16 protein-coding genes and 1 pseudogene are annotated in these 24582 nt (G+C 64.4%); 7 read left to right on the top strand and 10 right to left on the bottom strand.

The window, feature by feature from the left end; all coding sequences use genetic code 11:
* Positions 1–156 precede the first annotated feature (156 nt).
* From J2R78_RS31650 to J2R78_RS31635, 4 genes are all read right to left on the bottom strand, one after another.
* On the bottom strand, positions 157–2415 hold the full coding sequence (locus J2R78_RS31650) for a xanthine dehydrogenase family protein molybdopterin-binding subunit (protein WP_253608037.1): 2259 nt from the start codon (positions 2413–2415) through the stop codon (positions 157–159).
* The gene (locus tag J2R78_RS31645; protein WP_253608036.1) at positions 2412–2906 is read right to left on the bottom strand and encodes a (2Fe-2S)-binding protein; all 495 of its coding nucleotides are present in this window, start codon (positions 2904–2906) and stop codon (positions 2412–2414) included. Before J2R78_RS31645 ends, J2R78_RS31650 begins: the two co-directional genes overlap by 4 nt.
* Before the next feature lie 4 nt (positions 2907–2910).
* Positions 2911–3771: a xanthine dehydrogenase family protein subunit M gene (locus J2R78_RS31640; RefSeq protein ID WP_253609983.1), complete on the bottom strand. Its 861-nt coding sequence runs from the start codon at positions 3769–3771 to the stop codon at positions 2911–2913.
* Positions 3772–4018: 247 nt separating this feature from the next.
* Positions 4019–4477, bottom strand: a complete 459-nt coding sequence (locus J2R78_RS31635) for a hypothetical protein (RefSeq protein ID WP_253608035.1) — start codon at positions 4475–4477, stop codon at positions 4019–4021.
* Positions 4478–4794: 317 nt separating this feature from the next.
* Between J2R78_RS31635 and J2R78_RS31630 the strand changes: the two genes are divergently transcribed.
* A complete protein-coding gene (locus J2R78_RS31630; protein WP_375167077.1) occupies positions 4795–6405 on the top strand; it encodes an ABC transporter substrate-binding protein in 1611 nt (536 codons plus the stop codon).
* A gap of 480 nt (positions 6406–6885) precedes the next feature.
* Here the strand turns inward: J2R78_RS31630 and J2R78_RS31625 are convergent, their stop codons facing one another.
* Together J2R78_RS31625 and J2R78_RS31620 are read right to left on the bottom strand one after the other, a co-directional pair.
* Complete coding sequence (locus J2R78_RS31625; RefSeq protein ID WP_253608034.1) at positions 6886–8238, bottom strand: transposase; 1353 nt, start codon at positions 8236–8238, stop codon at positions 6886–6888.
* 199 nt (positions 8239–8437) lie between these two features.
* Positions 8438–10936 (bottom strand): hypothetical protein, encoded by a 2499-nt coding sequence (locus J2R78_RS31620; protein ID WP_253608033.1) that lies wholly within the window; start codon positions 10934–10936, stop codon positions 8438–8440.
* A gap of 599 nt (positions 10937–11535) precedes the next feature.
* On the opposite strand from J2R78_RS31620, the gene J2R78_RS31615 reads away from it, so the two are divergent.
* The 3 genes from J2R78_RS31615 (at position 11536) to J2R78_RS31605 (ending at position 15515) form a co-directional block, all read left to right on the top strand.
* A complete protein-coding gene (locus J2R78_RS31615) occupies positions 11536–12834 on the top strand; it encodes a peptidase M15 (protein ID WP_253608032.1) in 1299 nt (432 codons plus the stop codon).
* A gap of 39 nt (positions 12835–12873) precedes the next feature.
* Positions 12874–14067, top strand: coding sequence for an aspartate kinase (locus tag J2R78_RS31610; RefSeq protein ID WP_253608030.1), 1194 nt, complete (start codon positions 12874–12876; stop codon positions 14065–14067).
* A 227-nt stretch (positions 14068–14294) separates the two neighbouring features.
* Positions 14295–15515: an ABC transporter substrate-binding protein gene (locus J2R78_RS31605; protein WP_253608029.1), complete on the top strand. Its 1221-nt coding sequence runs from the start codon at positions 14295–14297 to the stop codon at positions 15513–15515.
* 157 nt (positions 15516–15672) lie between these two features.
* On the opposite strand, the gene plsY is transcribed toward J2R78_RS31605, so the two are convergent.
* The 4 genes and pseudogenes from plsY to J2R78_RS31585 all read right to left on the bottom strand — a co-directional run bounded on the left by plsY (position 15673) and on the right by J2R78_RS31585 (position 20781).
* Positions 15673–16326, bottom strand: a complete 654-nt coding sequence (gene plsY / locus J2R78_RS31600) for a glycerol-3-phosphate 1-O-acyltransferase PlsY (RefSeq protein WP_253608028.1) — start codon at positions 16324–16326, stop codon at positions 15673–15675.
* A 34-nt stretch (positions 16327–16360) separates the two neighbouring features.
* Positions 16361–17508: pseudogene (locus J2R78_RS31595) on the bottom strand (amidohydrolase/deacetylase family metallohydrolase).
* Positions 17509–17566: 58 nt separating this feature from the next.
* On the bottom strand, positions 17567–19462 hold the full coding sequence (locus J2R78_RS31590) for a patatin-like phospholipase family protein (RefSeq protein WP_253608027.1): 1896 nt from the start codon (positions 19460–19462) through the stop codon (positions 17567–17569).
* Between the two features lie 167 nt (positions 19463–19629).
* Positions 19630–20781 (bottom strand): zinc-binding dehydrogenase, encoded by a 1152-nt coding sequence (locus J2R78_RS31585; protein ID WP_253608026.1) that lies wholly within the window; start codon positions 20779–20781, stop codon positions 19630–19632.
* Between the two features lie 169 nt (positions 20782–20950).
* Here J2R78_RS31585 and J2R78_RS31580 point away from each other — a divergent pair, with 169 nt between their 5' ends.
* From J2R78_RS31580 to J2R78_RS31570, 3 genes are all read left to right on the top strand, one after another.
* A complete protein-coding gene (locus J2R78_RS31580; RefSeq protein WP_253608025.1) occupies positions 20951–21547 on the top strand; it encodes a hypothetical protein in 597 nt (198 codons plus the stop codon).
* Positions 21548–21709: 162 nt separating this feature from the next.
* Positions 21710–22669, top strand: a complete 960-nt coding sequence (locus tag J2R78_RS31575) for an acyl-CoA desaturase (protein WP_253608024.1) — start codon at positions 21710–21712, stop codon at positions 22667–22669.
* Between the two features lie 257 nt (positions 22670–22926).
* Positions 22927–24543: an FAD-dependent monooxygenase gene (locus J2R78_RS31570; protein ID WP_253608023.1), complete on the top strand. Its 1617-nt coding sequence runs from the start codon at positions 22927–22929 to the stop codon at positions 24541–24543.
* Positions 24544–24582 lie beyond the last annotated feature (39 nt).

Raw genomic sequence — 24582 nt, 5'->3', positions numbered from 1 at the left:
AGCCGTTCACGGTGAGCCTGATGCGGCGAGTAGCCCGCATGAGCGAACCGACATGCGGGAAGCTCTCCCCCGGATATCGCTTCGCTCATCCGGGCTACACGGTAACCGCTGTAGAACCGCAGGGCGGCTTGCGAACCGCAACCCGCCCTACGTTCCCTACTCCGCGGCCTGCTGCGTCGGTGCGTCCAGCACCTCCGACACTTTCGGCGGAGACATCGGCAGACTGTAGAAGCGTTTGCCGAGCGCGTTGTGGACGGCGTTGGCGACCGCGGCCATCACAGGCACCAGCGGCACCTCGCCGACGCCCTTGACGCCCTGCGGATGCTTCGGGTTCGGCACCTCGACCAGCGCGCAGTCGAGCATCGGCAGGTCGGAGCAGACCGGCATGCGATAATCGAGGAAGCCGGGATTATCGACCTTGCCGTCCTTGTTGTAGATGTACTCCTCGTTCAGCGCCCAGCCGATGCCCTGCGCGACGCCGCCCTGCAGCTGGCCCTCGACATAGCTCGGATGCACGGCGCGGCCGACATCCTGCACGGCGGTGTAGCGAACGACGCGGACGATGCCGAGATCGACATCGACCTCGACGTCGCAGATATGGGTGCCGAAGCCGCCCTCGGCGCCTTGGGTGTTGAGCTGCACGCTGGCGCCGATCGGACCGCCCTGCGACGGCGCCTTCTCGGCGAGATCGGCGAGCGTCAGCGGCTCGAACTGGCCGGCATTCGGGCTCACCGGATGCGCGGCGCCGTTCTCCCACTTCACGGCTTCAGGGTCGATCTCCCAGAGCTTCGCCGCGCGCTCGCGCAAGGTCGCGATCACCTTGTCGGCCGCCTGCGTCACCACCATCGAGGAGGCGAACAGCACGCGGCTGCCGCCGGTCAGGTTGGAGAAGCCGACGGTCTGGGTGTCGCCGATGATGACGGAGACGCGCTTGTAGTCGATGCCGAGCAGCTCGGCGCAGATATTGGCGATGCCGGCGCGCGAACCGCCGATGTCGGGATGCCCTGTCGTGACGACGACGTTGCCGTCCTCGGTGATGTTGACCTGCGCGGAGGATTCACCGCCGGCGTTGAACCAGAAGCCGGAGGCGACGCCCCTGCCCTGCAGCTTGCCGAGCGGCGCGGCATAATGCGGATGGTTCCTGGCGGCTTCCAGCGTCTCGATATAGCCGATGCGCGGGAACACCGGGCCGTGCGCCGCTTTGGTGCCTTCCTTCGCCGCGTTCTTCAGCCGCAGCGCTAAGGGGTCCATCTTGAGCGCCTCGGCAAGCTCGTCGAGCACGCATTCCACCGCATAGGCGCCGATCGGCGCGCCGGGCGCGCGATAGGCCGCGACCTTGGAGCGGTTGGAGCAGACGTCGAACCCCTCCGACAGCACATGCGGGATGTCATAGGGCGCGAAGCTGCACCCGACCGCACCGCGGATCGGCGAGCCCGGGAAGGCGCCGGCCTGCAGATAGAAGCTGCCATGGGCGGCGACGATGGTGCCGTCCTTCTTGGCGCCGATCTTCACCGTGCTCTTCGAGCCCGAGGTCGGCCCCGTGGCGCGCATCACCTCCTCGCGCGTCATCACCATCTTGACCGGGCGACCGGATTTCTTGGCGAGCAAGGTCGCGAGCGGCTCGAGATAGACGATGGTCTTGCCGCCAAAGCCGCCGCCGATCTCGGCGGGGATGGCGCGGATGTCACTCTGCGGGATGCCGGTCAGCATCGAGGTCATCGCGCGCACCATGAACTGGCCCTGGCTCGACGACCAGATCGTGGTCTTGCCGTCGGCCGCGACCGAGATCAGGCAGGCATGCGGCTCGATATAGCCCTGGTGCACCGGGCGCGTGGTGAAGGAGCGCTCGATGACGACTTCGGCATCCTTGAAGCCCTGCGCGATGTCGCCCTTCTTGGATTCGAGGCGGCCCATGATGTTCGAGGGCTTGCCCTCGAATCTGTTGAACTCGTGCAGGATCGGCGCATCCGCCTTCAGCGCGTCGTCGATCTCGATCGCCCAGGGCAGCACCTCGTAGTCGACCTCGATCAGCTTGCAGGCTTCCGCCGCGATCGCCTCCGTGGTCGCGGCGACGGCGGCGACGGGATGGCCGGGGAACAGCGCCTTGTCGCGCGCCATCACGTTGCGGCACATCCAGCGCATGTCCTGGATGCCGAGCATGACGGCGCCCTTCTCGATCGTGAAGTCGACGATGTCGCGCGAGGTGACCACCGCCTTGACGCCGGGCAGCGCCTCGGCCTTGGCGGTGTTGATCGACCTGATGCGGGCGTGCGGATGCGGGCTGCGCAGCACCTTGCCCCAGATCATGCCGGGCATGGTGGTGTCGGCGGCAAACGCCGCGCGGCCGGTCACCTTGTCGACGCCATCGGGCCGGATGGTGCGCTGGCCGATCCATTTGTTGTTGACGACGTTCATGGGCGGGTCTCCACCATTCCTTGCCGCATTTCAGCCGCGGTCTCCATCACCGCGCGGACGATCTTGTCGTAACCGGTGCAACGGCAGAGATTGCCGGCGAGCCAGAAGCGGACTTCCTCTTCGGTCGGGTTGGAATTTTTGGCGAGCAGCGCCTCGGAGGCGACCAGCATGCCCGAGGTGCAGATGCCGCACTGGAGCGCGGCATGCTCGAGGAACTTCTGCTGCAGCGGATGCAGCCGATCGCCCTTGGCCATGCCCTCGATGGTCCCGATCTCGTGGCCCTCGGCCTCAGCCGCGAGCATCAGGCAGGAGCAGACCAGGCGGCCGTCGAGCGTGATCGAGCAGGCGCCGCAATCGCCGGACGCGCAGCCCTCCTTGGAGCCGGTGAGCCCCAATTGCCCGCGCAGCGCGTCGAGCATGGTCTCGTACGGCTCGCACAGGAACTCGACCGGCTCGCCGTTGACTGAGGTGGTGACGTGCAGTTTCGCCATGGTGCTAGTGTCCTCCCGCGCGCTGGGCGGCGATCGCGGCGGTGCGCTTGAGCAGCACGCCGGCGGTTTTGGTCCTGTAGGCGATGGTGCCGCGCTTGTCGTCGATCGGACGACAGGCGGCGCGGCACGCGGCAGCGGCGGCTTCGAGCGCGGCATCGTCGAGCTTCGAGCCGATCAGCGCCTGGGCGGCAGGCTCAACCAGCAGCGCGGTCGGTGCCACTGCACCGAGGCCGACGCGGGCCGCGGTACAGACGCGATCCTTCAAGGTCAGGCTGACGCCGATGCCGACCACCGCGATGTCCATCTCGGTGCGCGGGATCATCCGCAGGTACGCGTCACCCGAGCCTTTCGGCCGCGGCGGTAACGTGAAGCTGACCAGGATCTCGCCCGGCTTGAGGTTGGTACGGCCAGGTCCGGCCGGCACATCCTCAACCTTCATGTCCCGCCGGCCGTTCGGACCCTGCACGGTGACGACGGCACCCGCCGCGATCATCGCCGGCACGCTGTCGCCGGCCGGTGAGCCGTTGCAGAGATTGCCGCCGGCGGAAGCGCGGCCTTGCACCTGCTTGGAGCCGATCAGGTTCACGGCCTCGAGCACGCCGGGCCATACCTTGCCAAAGCGCGCATGCTCGGCGAGCTCCATGCCGGAGACGGCGGCACCCACGCGGAAACCGCCATCGGCGGTTTCGCTGATTTCGGTCATCTCGCCGATCTTCTTGATGTCGACGATCAGTCCCGGCCGCACCAGGCCGGAGCGCATTTGCACCAATAAGTCGGTGCCCCCTGCCATAACGCGGGCGGCACTCCCGGCGGCAGCAAATGCGCCAATCGCTTCGTCAAGCGTGCGCGGTGCTACGTATCGGATATCGGTCATGACGGTTCTTTCGGTCTCCCTCGACTGCTTGTTCCCTTAGGATTTGCGGGATGTGGCCTTATTGCTGGCCGGCAGACCGCGAGCCTACACGGCGGATCGGGGTCCGAACAGCCTGCGAGGTGCGGCAGGAAGCGCAGGCTCCTATGCAGGATGCGGACTTGTGCGTGCCGGCGGCGGCGCGCGGCCTATGCTTCGTGGCGCTCGCGACCGGCCGCGACGAGGCCGCCAACCAGATCGGTCAGGCCTGACCGCGTTTGCCGGAGCCGATACCAAGCATCGAGAACATCCCGATGATGAGCAGCGCCGCCGGAATGCACCACCACAACACATAGCCGAACATGTATTCGAAGATCGTGCGCCGGTAAGGGGGAAGCGGATTGGGCAGCGCGCCGGCACGCTGCATCTGCTCGATCTTCTCCTGCGAGAGCTCGTGGTAAACGTTGAGCGGGCGGCCGTTGAGGTCTCTGCCGGAGCCCTTGACCATCAGGGCATAGTAGCCCGTCATCTTGTAGGGCAGGATGAAGGAGTGCGTGAGGCTCACATAGCCTAGCGCGAGCGCTTCGCCCTTGGGACCCTTCTCGGTCAGGTCCTGCAGCTGCTGGTAGCTGTATCGCGTGCCGAACTCCGCGGCGCGTACGTCCTGACCGGACACTGCCATGCCGATGAACATGAGAAGAACGAGCAGACCGCGGCGCATGGCGTCTTGCCTCTCAAAGGGACGCGGCGGTTCGACCGCCTAATACTCATCAGGCAAGCTACCGGAAAGGTGTCCAACCCCGGCTAACCCAGGCGATACAAGTGTCAGCAGCCGGTTAAGTCCTCCTCAACCTCGTCGGCGCGTGCTGCTCGCGGCGAAGCCCGGAACCAACGCCTGCTCGGCGACCTGCTCAAGCAGTGAGCGCACACGGCTGCGCAACCTCGCAACCGGACCAAACGCGATGGCGCGGCTCTTGCTTGCTTTCAACAACGGATTGGTGAAGCATGCCGGCGCAATGACAGATCGGGAGACGGCGAATGGTCGAATTCTCGCGCAGAACGCTCCTCAAGCTTGCGGCCGGCGTACCGCCGGCCATCGCGGCGCCGGCCATCCTGTCATCGCGCGCCCTTGCCGCGGGCAAGGGCAAGACCATCACCGCCGTGATGCATTCGGACCTGCGCATCATCGATCCCGGTTTCACCACCGCCTACATCACCCGCGACCATGGCTACATGGTCTACGACACACTGCTCGGCATCGATTCGAGTTTCAAGGTCCGCCCGCAAATGGCGGACTGGACGATCGCGGACGACAAGCTCACCTACACCTTCACGCTGCGCGACGGCCTGAAATGGCATGACGGCGCGCCCGTCACCGCGGAGGACTGCATCGCCTCGCTGAAGCGCTGGACCGCCGTCGACGGCATGGCGCAGAAGCTGGCCGAATTCACCGCTTCCCTCGAGGCGAGCGGGCCGAAGACGATCGTGCTCAAGCTCAAGGAGCCGTACGGCCTCGTGCTGGAGTCGCTGGCAAAGCCTTCCTCCTATGTCGCCTTCATGATGCCGAAGCGGCTCGCGGAGACGGCGCCGGGCAAGCAGATCGCCGAGCAGATCGGTTGCGGGCCGTTTAAATTCATACAGGCGGAATTCCAGCCGGGCGTGAAGGCCGTCTATGAGCGCAACGCCGACTACGTGCCGCGCAAGGACAAGCCGGATTGGCTGTCGGGCGGCAAGGTCGCGAAGGTCGATCGCGTCGAGTGGGTCACGATGCCCGACGCGCAGACCGCGATCAACGCGCTGCAATCCGGCGAGATCGACTTCCTGGAACAGCCGTCGGTCGACCTGCTGCCGGTGCTCGAGGCGGACTCCGACCTCACCGTGGCCGTGCTGAACAAGTTCGGCTTCCAGATCGAGGGCCGGATGAATTTCCTGCACCCGCCATTCGACAACGCCAAGGTCCGCCGCGCCGCATTCCTGGCGATGAACCAGAAGGACGTGCTCGACGCCACCGTCGGCAACGCGAAATATTACGAGATCTGCGGCTCCTATTTCGCCTGCGACACGCCGCTCGCCAGCGACGCCGGCGCCGAGACGCTGATCAAGGGCAACGGCATGGCCGAGGCGAAGAAGGCGCTGGCCGCCTCGGGCTATGACGGCACGCCCGTCGTGATCATGATCCCCGGCGACGTGCAGACGCTGAAGGGGCCGCCGACGGTCGCGGCGCAGCTGTTGCGCGCGGCCGGCTTCAACGTCGACGCGCAGGTGACGGACTGGCAGACCGTGGTGAGCCGCCGCGCCAGCCAGAAGCCGCCCAAGGAAGGCGGCTGGAACCTGTTCTTCACCTTCACCGGCGCGACCGAGGTGATGAACCCGATCGTCAACAACCAGATCGCCGCGAACGGCAAGCGGGCCTGGTTCGGCTGGCCCGAAGACGCCAGGCTCGAGCAGATGCGCGACGCCTATGCGCGCGCCACCTCCCCCGAAGAGCAGAAGAAGGTCGCGGTCGAGATTCAAAAGCAAGCCTACGAGCAGGTGATCTATATTCCGCTCGGCCAGTTCCGCTTGCCGAGCGCCTGGCGCAAATCGCTCACCGGGGTGCTGGAAGGCCCGGCGCCGCCGGTGTTCTGGAATGTCGACAAGACCGAATAGGACCAGCGGCGCGAGCGACGCGCGCCGCTGATCAACGTTGGGCCAGCCGATGCACGTCGGAAGGTTCATCGTTTCAGCCGCCTAGGCGCTTCACTGCTCTCGCTTGCGGGCGCCGCAAAATATCGAAAACAACCCCATGCAAAGGAGCCGACGGCCGCCAGCGTTCGACCGGGCACGTTCGACCGGGCAACTGTTCGACCGGGCAACTTGACACGTCGGGCAAATCAGGAATATATTTCCAATATTCCGAAATCAGCCTCCCCCTCCAGCCGAACCATTGGCTGCGACTGCGCATCATTCGCAGCACCCCAGCCTTGCCGATAACGAGGGCGTGGGCTCACAAAAGTCCGCTTCCGACGGCGATGCAGCAATTGCCATGCTGGATCGTCGTCCACTGCTTTTGACCGATTCCGTTGAAAAAGGCCGGCAGTTTTCGTTGTAATAGCTCCGTCGCGACGTGGCCGAACTGCTCTACCGACCCTATGCGAGCCTCGGGCTGGGCATCGGGATCAGCTTGGCCATCTTTCGAAGGTTCTGGGCGGTGGCTGCGAGGATGAACTCGTCGCGCGCGCCGTTTGGGCCTCGTAAACGCAAACGGTCGAGCTTGAGAATGCGCTTGAGGTGCGCGAACAGCATCTCGATTTTCTTGCGGAGCCGGCGCGAGGTGCCTCCCTCCCACGACCTTGCGATCTGGCGCGCCATGTCGCGAGCGCCCTCATAGATCGAGCGCGGCACTCTCCGTGAAGCCTGCTTGGGGCAACACCGAGCCTTCAATGCGCATCGATCACAATCGCGCTTGCTGGCGAGGTAAAGCATGGTGGCACCATCATTCACCAACGTTCCGGTCGTGGTAAGAACTTTGCCACCAGGGCAACGATAGATGTCCCCAGCATGGTCATAGGCGAAGTCGTCGCGCGAGAAGATCCCATCTGTGCGGGCCGACTTGTCGAAGACTGTAACGTGCGGCTCGATGCCGTGCTCATAGACCAGCCAGGCGAGCATCTCGGCCGAGCCATAGCCGCTGTCACCGAGGAGCCGGCTCGGATAGAGATCAAACCGCTCCAGCGAGCGCTCAATCATGCGCTTGGCGGCCAACACCTCCGCCTGCCGGATTGCCGTCGTTGCCTCAACATCGACGATGATCGCATTCTCGATGTCGATCAGGTAGTTCGTCGAGTAGGCGAAAAACGCTTGGCCGCCGTGCGCCCCCGTCCAGCGCGCCGCCGGGTCGGAGGGCGACACGAACTTCGGGGTAACCTCGGTCGCGGCTCCGAAAGCGGCATCATCGAGGACAGCCAGATACTCATCGATTGCTCGGCCGGCAGCCTCCGGCGGAAGTCCCTTGTCGCCTTCGATCCCCTTCTGCCGATTGGCATCGGCCTTGATCAGGCTCGCATCAACTGCAAATCCTTCACCGCCGACCAGTCGCTCCTCGATGCAGCGGCACAAGACGCTCTCGAACACGCGACTGAAGAGGTCGCTCTGCCGGAAGCGGCCATGCCTGTTCTTGGAGAATGTCGAGTGATCCGGCACCGCCCCATCCAGACCGAGCCGGCAAAACCACCGGTAGGCCAAATTGAGGTGAACCTCATCGCACAGCCGCCGCTCCGATCGGATGCCGAAGCAGTAACCGATCAGGAGCATCCGGATCATCAGCTCGGGATCGATCGAAGGTCGGCCGATGCTGCTGTAGAAAGGCGCCAGCTCCTGCCTGACCCGTTCAAGGTTGACAAACCTGTCGATCGACCGGAGCAAGTGGTCGGCGAGGATATGTCTTTCGAGCGAGAACTCATAGAACAAAGCAGCCTGGTCTACTTGTCGATGCCCCATCATGATCTTCAGTCCTGCCAACTAGACAGACTGAATCACTGATATCACTGCGTCGCAACAGCCGTCTTTTTCAACGGAATCGGCCCGTTCGAGACATCCAGCGATATCCGCTCTGTGGCCGCTATCGGGGGAAAGCGGAAGTCCCCCGGCGCGCGCAATTTTGGGCACAGACTGGCACGGCTATCCAGTTGCCGCGGGTCGGTTACCGGCTTCTCGCACGAGCGTTCGCGCGCCATCGCTCCGGGAGGCTCTGCGGCGAGGCGGCCGGTTTCCACTGCAGGGACACGACCCAGTTGTCGAAGACCGTGTTGAAGCTCCCGGACTGGTACGAGAAGTTCTCGCCCGCCGGCCAAAAGTAGCCGGCCTCGGCTGCGTAGGTAAAGAGCGTCCAGGTATGGGGCTTCTTCCAGAACGCGTTGCCGCCGTCCGGGTCCCCGTCGAGAGCGCTGAAATCGAGGAAGAGCCAGAGAGGTGCATTCTTGGTGCCGAGGTTCGTATCCGGCGAGTTGAACTGCAGCGCGTTCCAGTAGATCCCAGGTCCGGCTCCGGGATCAGCATCGTCCACGAGCTTCTGCAGCCGCCAATAGAAGCTCGCGTCGCCGGTCATAGTGGTCTCGCCGGTGAACGTGATTAGGCCAGCCTGCGGGCCTGCCTGGATGATGCCGCTGATTGAGGTGGTCCCGCTGATTGTTCCGCTCCCTTGTAGTGTGCCGCCGGGAGCAGGCGAATCGGTGCCGGTCGCTGCAATGGTGACCGGGCCCGAGACCGTCCCACCGTTCATGAACAGTGTGCCCGACTCGCCGACAACAACCGCGCCGGTCACCGTGCCGGCGACCTCCAGCGTCGCCGCGTAGGATACCAGCACCTCGCCGGCACCCGTTGCTGATCCACCGGTACCGCCGGCAATCAGCGTACCCCCATTGACCCTGATCAGACCGGAAAGCATGCCGCTGCTGTCTGCACTCAGGGTCAGCGTGCCGGGACCGAACATCGTCAGGCCCGCCGATCCCTCGATGGCGGCTGCGATCTGCGAACTACCGCCGGTAGCATTGGTGTAGATCAGGCCTTCTGCCGCGCCGAACGAAAGGCTCGCAGTAGCGATGCTGCCGCCGTTCATGATGAGGCCCGCGGCGTCGCCGCTCGCCTGGCTTCCGACCAGAATGCTCGCATCGCCGCCCGTAATCGCCCCGCCGTTCACTTCGAGCGCCGCCACCTGCGGCACACCGCCGCTCTCGACCGCCTGGCTGTCGACGACCTCGTAGACGGCATCGGCCGGAACATCGTTGATGCTGACATTGGTCGACGACACGGTCGCCGCGCTCGCGAAGCCCTCGGAGGGCGAATAGGTCAGGAACTTGCCCGAGCTGGCCGCGTCGTCGTCCTCTCCGAGAATGTAGGGAGCGACGATCCCGTTCATGACGATGGGCAGGTTTGCTCCCGTTCCTGCCACGAACACCTGTTGCGTCAGCCCAAGCTGGGCCATGCCGCCGCCCGGCACGATAACAAGAGTTCCGCCGGAGTTGCGGACAATGTTCGTCAGGGTACCGTCGTCATTGCCCCCGATTACGACGCGATAGTTGCCGCTTCCGGAAAGCTGCAAGGCGCCTCCCGTAGAGCCGATGACGAACGTCGCCAGAGATCCCGAGGCGATCTGCACATCGACCGTCGCGCCGTCCGAACGAAGCTCGAGTATTCCGCCGTTCGTCACCGTCACCCTGAAGCTGCCAAATGGTGTGCCGGATGTCCGGGTACTTGCCAGCGTCCCAGCGCCTACGGTGTTGTGTCCTATCAGCTGGTTCGTGTTGGTGAGCAGGAGCGTGCCTTCGCCGTATTTGTGGAGGCCGCCCAGCCCGGAGATCGGCGCGACGACGGTCAGCGTGCCGCCGTTCGTATTGATGACCTTAGGCTGGTTGATCGTCCAAGTGCTGGGTTCATATCCGGATGTCGAGGGCAGCGCCGACGGCGAGATCGCCCAAGCTTGCCCCTGCCAGAGCACGGCGTAGACGCCCCACCCGGTGAGCGCGTCGGTGACGACCTGGCTGTAGTCTTCGGAGGGTAGCGGCAGATTTTCCAGCGTCCATCCGCTGGGCATTTGCGCGATCTGGACGGTCTGCGGATTGCTAGACGGGAGGTTGGGTACGTTCTCGAACGAGGCGGGGAAAGCGTTGTTGATGGTGATCGTGCCGCCCGTCAGGTTCACCGTGAGCGGCGCGAGGACGTGGCCGCCGTTATTTTCCATGTATCCCTTCGTCGTCTGGGAAACGGAATACCAGCCAACCGCGAAATTGGCCAAGACGATCGTCTGCGGACTCTCGGACACGTTCGTGGCCAACTGATCGGCAAGCCACGCGAGGTCCGGATTAGAAGTGCTCGTCAAATTATAGAGATCAGGCCCGATTCCGCAGGCCGACAGATAGTCGGCCATCCCGCTCGTCATGCCGTCCACGAAGCTGCCGCTCTCGCTCGACGTCCGCACCAAGCCCGCGACCACCCTTTCAAGGTTGATCGCCACGGGGTCGTCCTCGCCGTCGTAGACCACAGGAGCAACCTGCGTGAAGCCGTTTGCCGACAGCCAGTAAAGGCCCATGACCATCGACGTCGGGCCGCAATAGGCTTCACCGTCCCCCGGCAGGCTCTGCCCGAAGGGCCCGAAATCGGTCTGGATGATCGAAGGCGTGCTCTTGATGGGGTCTTTCCACATGGGGCTGGTCCACTCCTGTCCGACAAGGCCACGGTACGCGCTTGACCCGCAGGTTAATGTCCCGTTAATTGCGAGACACAACTTGTGAATACTTTAGCGTGTCGATACACTCCAAGAGTGTAGAGCGGAATCTTGAAAGTACGCAAGCTGGGTCTCCAGCCTGGCCGGCAGGGACGGCTTAGGAGTTCAAGCGCGGGCGCCGAGCGGCAGCATGTTCATCGTGAGTGGCGCATATCTGCCACCAGCGGCGATGTCCTGCGGCAGGGCCTGATAACAGGTGGTGTCGCGGCCGGTCCGCGTAACGCGAACGTCTACTTCTGAGGCGTGCTGCGAATCCTGGAAGTAGCACCTTTGAGATATGGCGACCGGCTCTGAAGATGTCCGTTCATTGGGGTAGACCGGAAGTACCCGACTGATTGCTAAAACGACGCCTTTGACCCAGAGCGGAAATCAGAGCTCGATCGCTGCGAAAATCACCGAACGCAGCAGCACGCACCGTGCCGGGTTGCTCGCGGCCGCGCGTTGCGGTCGGGCAACACTTTCTGGAAAAGCGTAGCGCCAACGGCTTCCGCCCATTGCGCAATTCCATTTTGATCCGAATGATCGATGCCGTCGCGTGCTGGGCGGTGCAACAGGGCTCGGATCGAGCCCTTGGAGGCTACGGGGTGATGAACCCGCGGCGAATTGCGACTCCGGAGTTGTGCGGGACGGTCGTTCTCGCAGGGTGGCTCCTTGCCTGGCTTGCCGGCTCTGCCGGCATCGGGAACAGCGGCGCAGTGTCCATCGGGGACCTCGCACCATCTCTCGCCGCCAACGCCGAACTGGCCGATACGCGACAGGCCACGGCAGTCGACAACGTCACCAGAGTAAATGCTGAAGCAGCGATGGCTGCAGAACCCCTAACGGGGCCGGCGTCCGACACGATCGCCCCGCCGCAGGCAGGCGTCATGGGTAATGCTGTCGCCAACGCCGATGCGGCGATGGCGGTTGAATCGGTGCCGGCGACGCCCCCTGATGCGACAGCAACCTCGAGCGAGCCGAAGTCAATCGTCGTGGCTGCCTTGCCGGATTCGTCGCAGACGCTGCCGGTCGAAACATCGCCGGTGCAGGCGGCGACGGCGAGCCCGCCTCCAGTGTCTGGTGACACCGAGGAGGCCGCGAGACCCCTCGATATTTTCGAGGAGTGCCTCGTCGTCGATGTCTGCATCGACCGGTACCTGTGGGCGCTCTACCAGCGGACGCCGAAGCAAGACACCATCAGCGTACAAGAGCAGCGGAAAGTGACCGTCAAGAAGAAGCGCAAGACGGTGACTGTCACCAGGACGTTCACCAGGCGCGTCGATAACGATTTCACGTGGAAAGATCCGAAGGCGGCGGAACGAGTGGGCATGCCGATGATCGACTACGTGATTGGAGGGGTGGATCGAAACTTCAAACTCAAGCTGTTTCACGCACTTTACGCGGCGGAGCAGGCCGGGTTGGCGCCCGGCATCACCAGCGCGTTCCGCGATGACTACCGTCAATCGATCGCGAGCGGCCTGAAGGCGGCGTCCGACAAGTCATACCATGGAGGGAGCTTCCGCGGCGGCTATGGCCACGGGCTTGCCGTCGATGTCGTGAGCGTCAAAGGCGCGACGCGGGCGGAGCGTTGGGTCTCCACCGAGGCCCTTTGGAAATGGATCGATGCGCGTGGACCGGATTTTGGAATCGGGCGACCGTATCTCGATCGAGATCCACCGCATGTCGCGCCGATCGACGGCAAGGAATACGCCGCTCACCGCGGCGGGACGAAAGCTCAGCACGCGGAAGCGGATCGCAAGAAGCGCGACCGGGGCGCTGTGCGGGTCATGGCGAAACGATCAAAGACCGCAAAGGCGTCGAAGGGGAGAACGATCTGATCGGGTTCAGCTGCGCCTTCCAACACGACGCGGGCAACAATGCCTAGCAATTCCATCATCGTGCAAAAATACGGCGGCGTCTGTCTCGAAACACCGGCAAGAATCCGCGCGGCCGCGAGCAGTGTCGCCGATTTGCATGGCCGTGGTCATCGTGTCGTGGCGATCGTTTCCGCGATGGGCAAGACCACCGATGAACTCGTCAGGATGGCCTATCAGGTCAGCCCGTATCCCAATCGCCGCGAACTCGATATGCTGTTGACCACCGGCGAGCGCATCAGCATGTCCTTGATGAGCATGGCGCTGTCTGATCTCGGCGTGCCGGCGATCAGCTTTACCGGCAGTCAGGCCGGTGTCATGACCGACGGGTCCCATTCCTCCGCACGCATTCTGGACGTGCGGCCCATTCGCGTGCGCGAAGAACTCGATCGTGGACGCATCGTGGTTTTGGCGGGCTTTCAGGGCGTGAACCCGCTGACCAAGGAAATCACGACGCTTGGCCGAGGTGGCAGCGATACCACCGCGGTCGCCATGGCTGCGGCGCTCAAGGCGGAGTGCTGCGAGATCATCAAGGAGGTCGACGGAGTTTGCTCGGCTGACCCGCGCATCGTCGCGGACGCAAAACCCTTGCGTCAGCTGGATTTCGCATCCCTATCCGAAATGTGCTTCTGGGGCGCCAAGGTCCTGCACTTTCGCAGCGTGGAGCTGGCCCACAGCCAAAACGTGCCTTTGGTCCTGAGAAAGTGGGGCGGCGCGCGACACAGCACGCAAGTGATGAAGGAGGTCGCAGACATGGAGAACGGAAAAGTCCTGGCCGTCAACTCGATGGCTCGCATCGAGCATGTGGAGATCGATTCGGCGGACCTCAATCAAGGCTTTGAGAAGTTCGCGCAGCATCTCCAGCAAAATGGCTTGCCTTGGCCGCAACTCCTCGCCTCGGCTTTCACCGCCGAAAAAACCCGCATCATGATGACTTGCGATTCGGAAACACTCGACGCGTTGCTGCGCACACTGGATCGGAGCAAAGACCTGCGCAAACAGCGCGAGACGCTGAGTTCGGTGAGCCTCACTTGCTTCGGCGGCATTTCCTCGGACCTGCCGTACAAGGCGGTTCAGATTCTGCAACGCCACGGAATCATCGCCGACAAGTATGTTTTGTCATCGCATTCGGTAAGCTTCTTTGTTCCGGTGGAGAGCCGTGAGGCCGCGGTCATGGCCTTGCATTCGCTGATCTAGTTGAAATTTGGCAAGGGTCGGGAGTATTTCCACGCCGCTTCGGGCAAAACGCCCGATGACATTGCGAGACCGCCTGCACGCGCGAATGCTAGGAGTCTGTTACGAGGGAATGCTTGCGCGGCAGCAGGCAGCCAAGCGCCGGCGCCTCCTCGACGGTCGTACCACGCCTGCCACAACCCGGTGCGCGGATGACTCGCCATCATGACTGCCGACCGTGGAGCCGCGCGATGCGCAAGGGCTGGTTCAGGCCGACAATCGGAGTTGCGATCATCAGCCTCGGTCTGCTTGCTGCGGCCGATCTGTTTGCCGAAGGCCGCAAATACGATCCCGGTGCCAGCGATACCGAGATCAGGATAGGACAGACGATGCCCTATAGCGGCCCGGTGTCGGTATTCTCCGTCATCGGCAAGGTGCAGGCCGCCTACTTCCGGATGATCAACGAGCGGGGCGGCATCAACGGCCGCCGGATCAACCTGATCTCCTACGACGATGCCGCGACGCCGGCGAAGACGGTCGAGCAGGTCCGCAAGCTCGTCGAAAGTGACGAAGTCCTGTTCATGTTCCAGTCGGTGGGCAACGCCCCCAACATCGCGATCCAGAAATATCTCAACGACCGCCACGTTCCCCAGCTCTTCGCGGGCGGGCGGTCGATGCGGTTCGAGGATCCCGTCAACTTTCCCTGGACCATGGGATTCGCGCCGAACCTGCGGACCGAGATCCGCGTCTATGCGCGTTTCATTCTCGACAATTACCCGAACGCCAGGATCGGCCTGCTCTACCAGAATGACGAGAGCGGAAAGGAATATCTCGCGGGGCTGAAGGACGCGCTCGGCGCGCGGGCGCCGGCCATGCTGGCGTCCGAAGCCCCCTATGACATGACGGACCCGACCATCGACTCGCAGGTGGTCCGGCTCAAGGCTGCGGCGGTCGACGTGCTGATCGACATGGCCGCGCCGAAATTCGCCGCGCAGGCCATCCGCAAGACCGCCGAGCTCGGTTGGAAGCCGCTGCATTTGCTGGGTGTCGGCTCGTCCTCGATCGACGCGGTGCTTGTGCCGGCGGGGATCGAGCACGCTCGCGGGCTGATTTCGGCGAGCTCGTTCAAGGAAGCCACCGACCCGACCTGGGCCGACGATGCCGGCATGAAACGATGGAGCGCCTTCATGGCCTCCTACTACCCGGAAGGCGACCGGAACAGCCTCTTCACGACCTACGGCTACAGCGCCGCCGAGCTGCTGGTGCGCGTGCTGCACCAATGCGGCGACGATCTCTCGCGCGACAACATCGTGCGCCAGGCCGCGAGCCTGAAGGATGTCAGACTCGATCTGCTGTTGCCCGGCCTCGCCATCAATACCAGCCGCGCCGACTATCGCGTGGTGAAGGAGTTCCGGATGATGCGCTTCACCGGTGAGCGATGGCAGCCCTTCGGGCCGGTCGTCGCCGACTAGAGCCTTCCCCGTTCCGATTGAATCGGAACGGGATTCCATATCCATGGTTCAAACGCGTTTTCTTCACGCACAGCGGTACCGACTTCGCTCAGGAGCGCTCAAGGCCGGATCATCGGATTGATCGACCGGCCTTCCCTGAGGAAATCCGAACCACTTATCAATGCCCGAGCCGCGCCTCCGTGCCGGCCAGCAGCCGCTGAATGTTGGCACGATGGCGCACGATCACGTAGATGCCGCCTGCGATCACCAGCAAGCGATAGGGCAACGGTTGCTCCAGGCCGCAGACGAGGACGATCGCCGTCAATGCCGCCAGCATCGAGCCGAGGGAGACAATCCGAAAGACAGCCACCACAGCGCCAAAGGCCGCCGCAGCGCCGAGGCCGACCGGCCAGGACATCGCCAGCAACACGCCGAGCCCGGTCGCAGCGGATTTGCCGCCGGTGAAATTCAGCCAGATCGAACGGCCGTGCCCCAGCAACACGGCAAGCCCGGCCAGGCAGACAGCCCAGGACACGCACGTTTGCGGATCAAGCGCTGCCGGCGGCGTGACGGACGGCAAGGTGTACAGCCAGGGATAAAACCAGCGGGCGAACAGGATTGCCGCCACGCCTTTCAGCACGTCGACAAGGAGCACCGCCAATGCGGGCCACTTCCCCAGGGTTCGCAATACGTTCGTTGCCCCGGTGGATTTGGAGCCCTGCTGGCGGATATCGATGCCCCTCAGCAGCTTCCCCGCCAGATACCCCGACGGCGTCGAACCGAGCAGATAGGCGATCGCCAGTCCAGCCACACCCGCGATCCAGAAGACCATGTCAGTCACCTCGACGCCCTCAGCGGCGCGTCCATCAATCCTGACGCGGATGCCACCAGCGTCCGCCGATCACGACGCCTTCGGATGCGATCTTGCGATCGCCCGTTAAATGCTCGCCGACCACATCGACATAGTCGAACGTCCCCTGCCGGACCGAGAGCAGCGTGGCGTCGCCGACGCTGCCCGGCTTGAGGCTGCCGAGCTCTCCGGCCGCCGCAACGCCATCGCGGCATTGACGGTGGACGCCGCGATCACGTCCGGCAGCGGCATCCCCATGCAGAGGAATTTCGACATCATCGTCACCTGGTCGAATGCCGGGCCGTCGATGCAGAGCTGATGGATGTCGGAGGAGATGGTGTCGGGATAGAAGCCGTTGGCGAGCATCGCGCGCGCCGTCCTGAAGGCGAACGAGCCCTTGCCATGGCCGATGTCGAACAGCACGCCGCGCTCGCGCGCCTCCAGCACGACCTGCTTCACCGTGCCCTGCGCGGTCGCGGGCGTGTTGGGGAACGGACGGAGCGCATGGGTCAGCACGTCGCCCGGACGCAGGCGCGCGAGCACCTCCTCATAGCTCGGCGGCGGATGGTCGATATGCGCCATCAGGGGCATGCCGACCTGCTCGGCAACCTCGAGCGCGATCTCGAGCGGCACCAGCCCCGAGGTGCCCGAGGCGAACAGGCCGACCCGCACCTTGATGCCGACGATCAGGTCGCGGTTCTCGTCGGCGACGCGCGCCGCGTCGATCGGATTCATCAGCCGCAGCTCCTCGCTCTCGCCGACCATCACGCGATCCGAGAAGCCGAAGATGCCGGCGTGCGAGACGTGCAGATAGGCGAGGATGCGGACCTGGCTCGGCTCGATCACATGCTTGCGGAAGCCGGCAAAGTTGCCCGGGCCGGCGCTGCCGGTGTCGACCGACGTGGTGACGCCGGAGTTGCGGCAAAACTCCTCCGCGTCGATGCCGAGCGAGGTGCCGCCCCAATAGACATGGGTGTGCAGGTCGATGATGCCCGGTGAGACGATCAGCCCCGAGACGTCGCGGACCTCGGTGGCGGGATCGGCTTGCAATTCGCGGCCGAGCGCAGCGACCTTGCCCGCGGCAAAGCCGATATCGGTCACGGCGTCGAGTTTCTGCGACGGGTCGATCACCCGTCCGCCGCGCAGGATCAAATCGAAAGGCATCGTGTTCTCCGGATTCGGTCCGGCACGATGGTCGACTTCGCCGGCGCCTGCAAGCCGCTCAACCGACGCGGGCCTGCTCAGAAACCGGCGCGGTCGCTGTCGCGCGATCCGCGCCCTCGTCGGCGACCATGTCCGATCCCTTGTCCGCTCCGTTGGCCGACGCGACGATGGCCGCAATGGCGGGATTATGCACCGCCTCCGAGGCAGCAATGGTCTCGCGGGCCCAGCGGTACGAGGATTCGAAGATTTCCTGATGACGGTCGAAATCGGTGACGTCGATGCCGTCGGGCGTCGGCGGACGCATCACCATGTCGAGCGGCGTGGTCGGCAGCGTATCATAGCGCTGATGCGCAACGAGGCTTCGCCACAGCACGTTGACGGCGCTCGGCGCGGCCGGAAGCAATTTCTTGCGGAACGGCGTCAGCAGCGATGCAAGCAGCTCAAGCCGCCCCGGCAGCGCGGCATAGTCGACGTCGAACATCTCGGTTGCCGGGTCTCCGAAATGGACCACCAGATTCGGTCCGCTCTTCATCTGGTGCATCTGCGCCAGCGGAACGTTGTCGACGAGGCATCCGTCGACCAGCATCGAGCCGTCCCTTGTATAGAACGGCGGCAGCAGACCGGGGATGGCGCTCGACGCCCGCACCGCGTGCCACAGCAGACCGGTGCGGATCAATTCGAGACTGTGCGTCGACAGATTGGTCGCGACCGCCGCGAACGGCCGCCAGCAGTCCTCGATCCGGCAATTGTGGCCGTACTGATCGGCGAGCGCGGCATCGAACGCCTTGTGGTCCAGCAAGGCGTAGCGCGGCCAGGTCGGGCGGCGGAAGCTGCGACTGGAGACGAAGATCTCATGTGTGCCGCGCTCGAGATGCTCGGCGTCGTAGTTCTTGGCAAAGCCCGCCGCCATCGCCGAGCCGACGCTGGTGCCGACAAAGATGTCGAACATCGCGCCGCGCTCACGAAACGCCTTGTAGACGCCGACATGCGCGGTGCCGAGGCTGCCGCCGCCGCCGGCGACAAATCCGACGGCGCGACCGCACAGGAAGCGAACCAGGCTGTCGATGTCGAGCTGGTCCTCGAGCGCGACATGATGATGCATGAAGCAGGGCAGCCGCGCCAGCCACGCCGCGGTGCCGCTGACTTCGTGGCGCCTGACGTCATGAACCCGGACGAGGCGCCGCGTCGACGCCGGATGCACGGCGCAGGCGAAGCGTTCGATCTCCGTCAGATCGGGCGTCGGCGCATGGCCACGGCAGGCGAACACGACAAGATCGGCCTGGCGGATGGTTTTGCGCGCCCACTCCGATGCGTCGGGACCACCGAAATAAGCCACCAGCGGCGCGTCGTACTCGATCCTGTTGAGCCAGTCGGCGACCTCGGATGCGTCGAGCGCGCGGCCGGGAAACATCGCCTGAACCCGCGCGAGGTCGACGATCTCGGCACCGGCAGCGGCAAGGCCTTCGCGTAACCTGTGCTCAAAGGCGGCAGGCACCGGTTCCCGTCCGCCCGGGATCAGCGCGACGGTGCGCGCCTTCGGCGACGCCCGGAGCGGCAACAGGCGCGCAGTCTCGGTGGCAAACCGCCGCGCGAGCGCAGCCAGCAGCGCCTCGACGATCTCGGGCGTTTCCCGCGCCAGCGTCGTATAGGCGGCGCGCGTCAACACCAGCACGCTGGTGTCGCGGATCGCAATCACATTGGCGGTGCGCGGGATGTTGGCAAAGAAGCCGATCTCGCCGACCAGTTCGCCGGCGCGAAGTTCCGCGATCGGTTCGGGATGACTGGTTCGGTACACCGCGAGCGCGCCATGAAGCACCAGGAACAGCGCGTCGGAGGCGCCGCCCTGCTCGACCAGCAGCTCGCCGCGCACGAGGTCGCGCCGGGTCATTGCGCCAAAGGCGATCAGCCGCTGCTCCGCGCTGAGGGTTCTGAACAGCGCGAAGTCCTCGGACACGTTTCCCCACGCAAACGTCGCGCTCGGCGGCACACGGTTCGAATGCATGATCCGATGTTAGCGCCGGGCCGTCGTCCCGGCGAGCGATATCAGGGCCCAATCGGCCGCACCATGGACACAAATCCTTGGGAGCACTGCAGCAGGATTTGCAACATCCGCCATCTGATTCACCCGACCAGTTCCGGCCACGGCACGATGGTCGACTTCACCGTCTTCATCGCCATTGCGTCGGCAACCGCGCGGGCGACGCCATCCTCGGTGAACGGATAGATCGTCTGCATGTCGAGCCAGGGATATTTGTTGCGCGTGCGGTAGAGCATGTCGACGCCGAGCGGCAGGTCGTTGCCGGTAAAGCCCCAGGAGCCGAGCACGTTGAGATCCTTGGTGCAGATGCGGTGCCACGAGGTGTTGATCGAGCCGGCATCGGTGAACTGCCCCATCTCGACATAGGTGCCGCCGTCGCGCAGCATCTCGATGCCCTCGGGGCCGGCGGTCGGATGGCCCGAGCAGTCCATGACGAGGTCGGCGCCGAAACCGCCGACGATGTCACGCACCGCCTTGATGCGCTGCTCCGGCGTCTTGAGCTGCTCGATATCGACAGTCGCCTCGGCGCCGAACTTGCGCGCCAGCGCAAGGCGCGGCGCCTCCGGCGCGCCGACGCAGATCACGCGCCCCGCGCCCATTTCCTGCGCGGCGGCGACCGCGAGGATACCGATCGGCCCCGAGCCCTGGATCACCACCGTGTCGCCCCAGCTGAAACCGCCGGCGCGGGTGGCGCGGTTGAAGGCGCGGATGCAAGAGGTCAGAGGCTCGGAAAGCGCACCGAGCCGCAGCGACATGTCGTCAGGCAATTTGTAGATCTTGGTGCCGGGCAGCATGTCGAGATCGACATAGACATATTCAGCCCAGCCGCCCCACATGTGCGGCGCCTTGTCGAAGCCAAGATAGCGGCCGTAATAGACCGGCGTCAGGCACTTGTTGGCGCTCTGGGGATAATGGATGCAGTAGTAGCAGCGGCCGCACGGCATCAAGGGCGGGATCATCACCTTCGATCCCACCTGCAGCGGCTTGCTCATGAAATCCTCGGTGAACTCCGCGCCGCATTCCACGATCACGCCGCCGAGCTCGTGGCCGAGCGTGAACGGCCACGGCAACGGCTTCGGCCAATGTCCCTTCAGGATGTGCAGATCGGTTCCGCAAACGCCACAGGCGCCCACCTTGATCAAGGCCGCCTTTTTGCCGATTTCCGGCCATGGCACTGTCCGTATTACCGGCTTGGCTCCAGGTCCATCATGCGTGCAGACGCGGATCTGCTCCATCGGTTCGCTCTCCCTGTCCTTGTCGTTGGGCCGGGTTCGGCCGAGCCGACTTTAGGTCAGGACGATTGGGATGTCATGAAGGCCTGTCATGAAGGTCTTCATGACAGACCTTGGCGGAACGAGGCGCTTCTAGTCCTGGCGGAGTAATTTCCGCAAGGAGGCATCGATTGTGAAAGCAGCCGAGGGCGAATTGGCTGGTAGCATTGCGGGGAACGACACCATGAATCCTGGTATCGAAGGCATCGTCGGCATGTACGTCAAGTTGGGCGAACTGGACACGCTGCAACGGATGAAGGAGCATCGACAGGGCTTGCTCGACCAATGCGTCGATACGGCGAATTTCAGCTTCGATGTGACGAGATCGATCTACAGGAGCGACCTCGAGGTGATCGAGGCGGGCATCGAGAGCCTGTATGGCGAGATCATCGGCCATGTCGACGTCATCAACGAAAAAAGGATTTCCGGCTGGGCGCTGTACAACCAACACCCCGACAAGAGGGTCGCGATCGATATCTACTTCAACGGCAACCTCGTTGGCGAGGTCGTCGCCGATCAGTTCCGCAACGATCTTCTCAAGCTCAACAAGGGCGATGGACACCATGCCTTCGCCTTCGTGCCGCCAAGCGGATCCTATCAGCCGCCGCTGCAGATTGAGGTCCGCGCGGCGAAGCGAAAGGTGCTGAAAGCCGTGGCTGTTGAACCACCAGCGGCGGCAGTCGAACCGGAAACGGCTGTCGAACCGGAAATGGACGCCGAGGCCAAATAACCTCACCGCGCCGCTTCCGCACACCCCGGATCCGCCGGGTGCCGCCACCCGGCTGAAGCCGCCGCAGACGCCAATACGGGCTGCGACATGACGGACGTGCGCGGCCGATTGACAGCGACGATCGCTTCACCGCAACCTGCGATGCAACCTCAGGTGACGGGAATGAAGCCGCAACCCGGCTCGGAGCGAATCTTCGTGGACGCCAGCACCGATCCGCTGGACGGGCGCGTGCGATGGGCGCCGGCGAAGTCGCTGTGGCTTGGCGGCATGACCGCGGTCGCGATCGTCCTCGGGCCGCTGCTGTTCACGTGGAGCGCGTTCGCATTATTCATCGTCACCAGCGCGATCACGCTGTGCTTCGGGCATTCGGTCGGCATGCACCGCCGCCTGATCCATGCGAGCTTCGACTGTCCGCTGTCGCTGGAGCGGCTCTGCGTCTATCTCGGCACGCTGGTCGGGATGGCCGGCCCCTACGGCATGGTGCGGCTGCACGATTTCCGCGACTGGGCGCAGCGCCAGACGGCGTGCCACGACTACTCCTGCCACCGCGCCGGTTTCTGGCGCGACGCGTGGTGGCAACTGCACTGCACGCTGGTGCTGAAACACCCGCCCGAATTCCGGCTCGAACGGCGGCTCGCCGATGACCCCTTCTACGCCTTCGTCGAGCGAACCTGGATGTGGCAGCAATTGCCCTGGGCGATCCTGTTCCTCGCGATCGGCTCGTGGAGCTGGCTGGTTTGGGGCATCTGCGTCCGCGTCGCCGTCTGCGTCACCGGTCACTGGCTGATCGGTCATTACTCGCATCGCAAGGGCGGACAGACCTGGATCATCGAAGGCGTCGCGGCCCAGGGCTACAATGTCGGCATCGCGGGCCTGATCAGCATGGGCGAAAGCTGGCACAACAATCACCACGCCTATCCCGGCTCCGCGAAGCTCGGGCTGCTGCCGGGTCAAATCGACCTCGGCTGGTGGTTGATCAAGGCATTCGAAGCCGCAGGACTCGCGAGCAACATCAAGACGCCGGACAATCTTGCGCCCCGCCCGGGCGCGCGCCGCGTCGACGAACCAGGCGACGCCGATGCAGTCGCGCCGCGACATCGCGGCCGCGCATTGTTCCAGTAATCCGCAGCCGCGCATCTTCCGTTGCGGATCGAACGCCACGCAGCTATATACGCCGCGTCGGAAAAGGCAGACTTGGTTCGGTAAGCCCAAGTCCTTTCGAAAACGAAGGTCCTTTCGAAAACGAAAGCTCTGGTCTCCTGCCTCGTGCATGAGATCCCCACGACGAACACCGGACGCCATCCAGGCGCCCAATGTTCGTCCGTGTGGTTCTCAACCCGACGAACCGCTCCGGTCGAACACCGACATAGGAGCAGTTCATGCACAAGCACCACCCCATTCCCCATGATGTCATGATTGCCGGCGCCGGCCCCGTCGGCTTGATGCTCGCCTGCGAGCTGCGGCTCGCAGGGTGCTCGGTGCTGGTGCTGGAGCAGGCCGCCGACCCGCATTCGCCGCTGAAGCGGCTGCCCTTCGGCATGCGCGGCCTTTCGGCGCCCAGCATCGAGGCGTTCTATCGTCGCGGGATGCTGGATGACATCGCGGTGGCTCAGCGTGTGCAGGATGGCACGGCCAGTACGCCGAACGGCACACATTGGATGCAACAGCCGCGCCGCCCGGCCGGCCATTTTGCCGGCATCCAGTTCTTTCACGATGATCTCGACACGTCGAAATGGCCGTTTCGTCTGCCGAGCCCGGCAGGCACCAGCATGGCGGTCGAGATGGAGGCGCTCGAATCCGCCCTCGCCGCGCGCGCAACCGCGATGGGGGTTGAGATCAGGCGCGGCACAGGCGTCGAGGCGTTCGAACAATCGGATGATGGCGTGATCGTTCGCGACGGTGCCGAGACGTTCCACGGACGCTGGCTGGTCGGCTGTGACGGCGGCCGCAGCATGTTGCGCAAGGCCGGCGGCTTTGAATTCGTCGGCACCGATCCCGAGTTCACCGGCTATTCGGTCGAGGTCGATATATCAGATCCGGACAAGCTCCGCACCGGCCGTCACTACACGCCGACGGGCATGTATACCTACGCACGGCCCGGCACGATCGCGATGGTGGAGTTCGACGGCGGCGCCTTCCACCGAACCCGGCCGATCACGCGCGAGCACGTGCAGGCGGTGCTGCGCCGCGTCTCCGGCACAGACGTCACGTTGACGGCGCTCCGGCTTGCCACCACCTGGACCGATCGCGCCTGCCAGGCGACGGATTACCGCAAGGGGCGCGTGCTGCTCGCGGGCGATGCCGCGCACATTCATTCTCCGCTCGGCGGCCAGGGGCTCAATCTCGGGCTTGGCGATGCGATGAACCTCGGCTGGAAGCTCGCGGCCACGATCCGCGGCGACACACCGGTGGACCTGCTCGACAGCTACTCGCGTGAGCGGCATCCGGTGGGCGCGCAGGTGCTGGACTGGTCGCGCGCCCAGGTCGCGCTGATGCGGCCAAGCCGAAGTTCGCGCGCGCTCGAAGCCATCATCCGCGACCTGATCGCGACATCAGACGGCGCGACCTACTTTGCCGAGCGCGTGTGGGGCGTTACGCTGCGCTACGATCTTGGCAGCAACCATCCGCTGGCGGGCCGCAGCGCCCCCGACTTCGAGTTCGTTTGCGGGGCTAAGCTCGGCGAGCTGCTCAGAGATGGTCGCGGCCTGCTGCTGGACTTTGATCGGCGCGCGCCCCTGCAAACGCTTGCCGATCGCTGGCATGGGCGGATCGGCTATGTCGCAAGCGACGCGCGGGATCGGCTGGGCCTTAATGCCGTGCTCGTACGCCCCGACGGCTTCGTCGCATGGGCCGCCGACACCGCCCCCCACATCGATGAAGCCGCTCAGGTCATGTCGCGGTGGTTCGGCGAACCTGATGTGCGGCCCTGCCCCTTCCACTCAGACTTCTCTTGCACCGTGTGCGAGTTCCCTGCCTCAACCGTAACGCCCCGTTAACCCTATCAGCCTTAGGGTCGTCGGGGCTCCGAATGGACG

The organism is Bradyrhizobium sp. USDA 4538 (genome assembly GCF_024171045.1).
In the GTDB taxonomy this organism is placed as follows: Bacteria; Pseudomonadota; Alphaproteobacteria; order Rhizobiales; family Xanthobacteraceae; genus Bradyrhizobium; species Bradyrhizobium australafricanum.
This window is presented reverse-complemented; position numbering and strand designations above follow the sequence as displayed.

Excerpts from the sequence above, each read along its gene's own strand:
- J2R78_RS31650 (WP_253608037.1), bottom strand. The coding sequence starts at position 2,415 with ATGAACGTCGTCAACAACAAATGGATCGGCCAGCGCACCATCCGGCCC.
- J2R78_RS31645 (WP_253608036.1), bottom strand. The coding sequence starts at position 2,906 with ATGGCGAAACTGCACGTCACCACCTCAGTCAACGGCGAGCCGGTCGAG.
- J2R78_RS31635 (WP_253608035.1), bottom strand. The coding sequence starts at position 4,477 with ATGCGCCGCGGTCTGCTCGTTCTTCTCATGTTCATCGGCATGGCAGTG.
- J2R78_RS31630 (WP_375167077.1), top strand. The coding sequence starts at position 4,795 with ATGGTCGAATTCTCGCGCAGAACGCTCCTCAAGCTTGCGGCCGGCGTA.
- J2R78_RS31625 (WP_253608034.1), bottom strand. The coding sequence starts at position 8,238 with ATGATGGGGCATCGACAAGTAGACCAGGCTGCTTTGTTCTATGAGTTC.
- J2R78_RS31620 (WP_253608033.1), bottom strand. The coding sequence starts at position 10,936 with ATGTGGAAAGACCCCATCAAGAGCACGCCTTCGATCATCCAGACCGAT.
- J2R78_RS31615 (WP_253608032.1), top strand. The coding sequence starts at position 11,536 with ATGATCGATGCCGTCGCGTGCTGGGCGGTGCAACAGGGCTCGGATCGA.
- J2R78_RS31610 (WP_253608030.1), top strand. The coding sequence starts at position 12,874 with ATGCCTAGCAATTCCATCATCGTGCAAAAATACGGCGGCGTCTGTCTC.
- J2R78_RS31605 (WP_253608029.1), top strand. The coding sequence starts at position 14,295 with ATGCGCAAGGGCTGGTTCAGGCCGACAATCGGAGTTGCGATCATCAGC.
- plsY (WP_253608028.1), bottom strand. The coding sequence starts at position 16,326 with ATGGTCTTCTGGATCGCGGGTGTGGCTGGACTGGCGATCGCCTATCTG.
- J2R78_RS31585 (WP_253608026.1), bottom strand. The coding sequence starts at position 20,781 with ATGGAGCAGATCCGCGTCTGCACGCATGATGGACCTGGAGCCAAGCCG.
- J2R78_RS31575 (WP_253608024.1), top strand. The coding sequence starts at position 21,710 with ATGAAGCCGCAACCCGGCTCGGAGCGAATCTTCGTGGACGCCAGCACC.
- J2R78_RS31570 (WP_253608023.1), top strand. The coding sequence starts at position 22,927 with ATGCACAAGCACCACCCCATTCCCCATGATGTCATGATTGCCGGCGCC.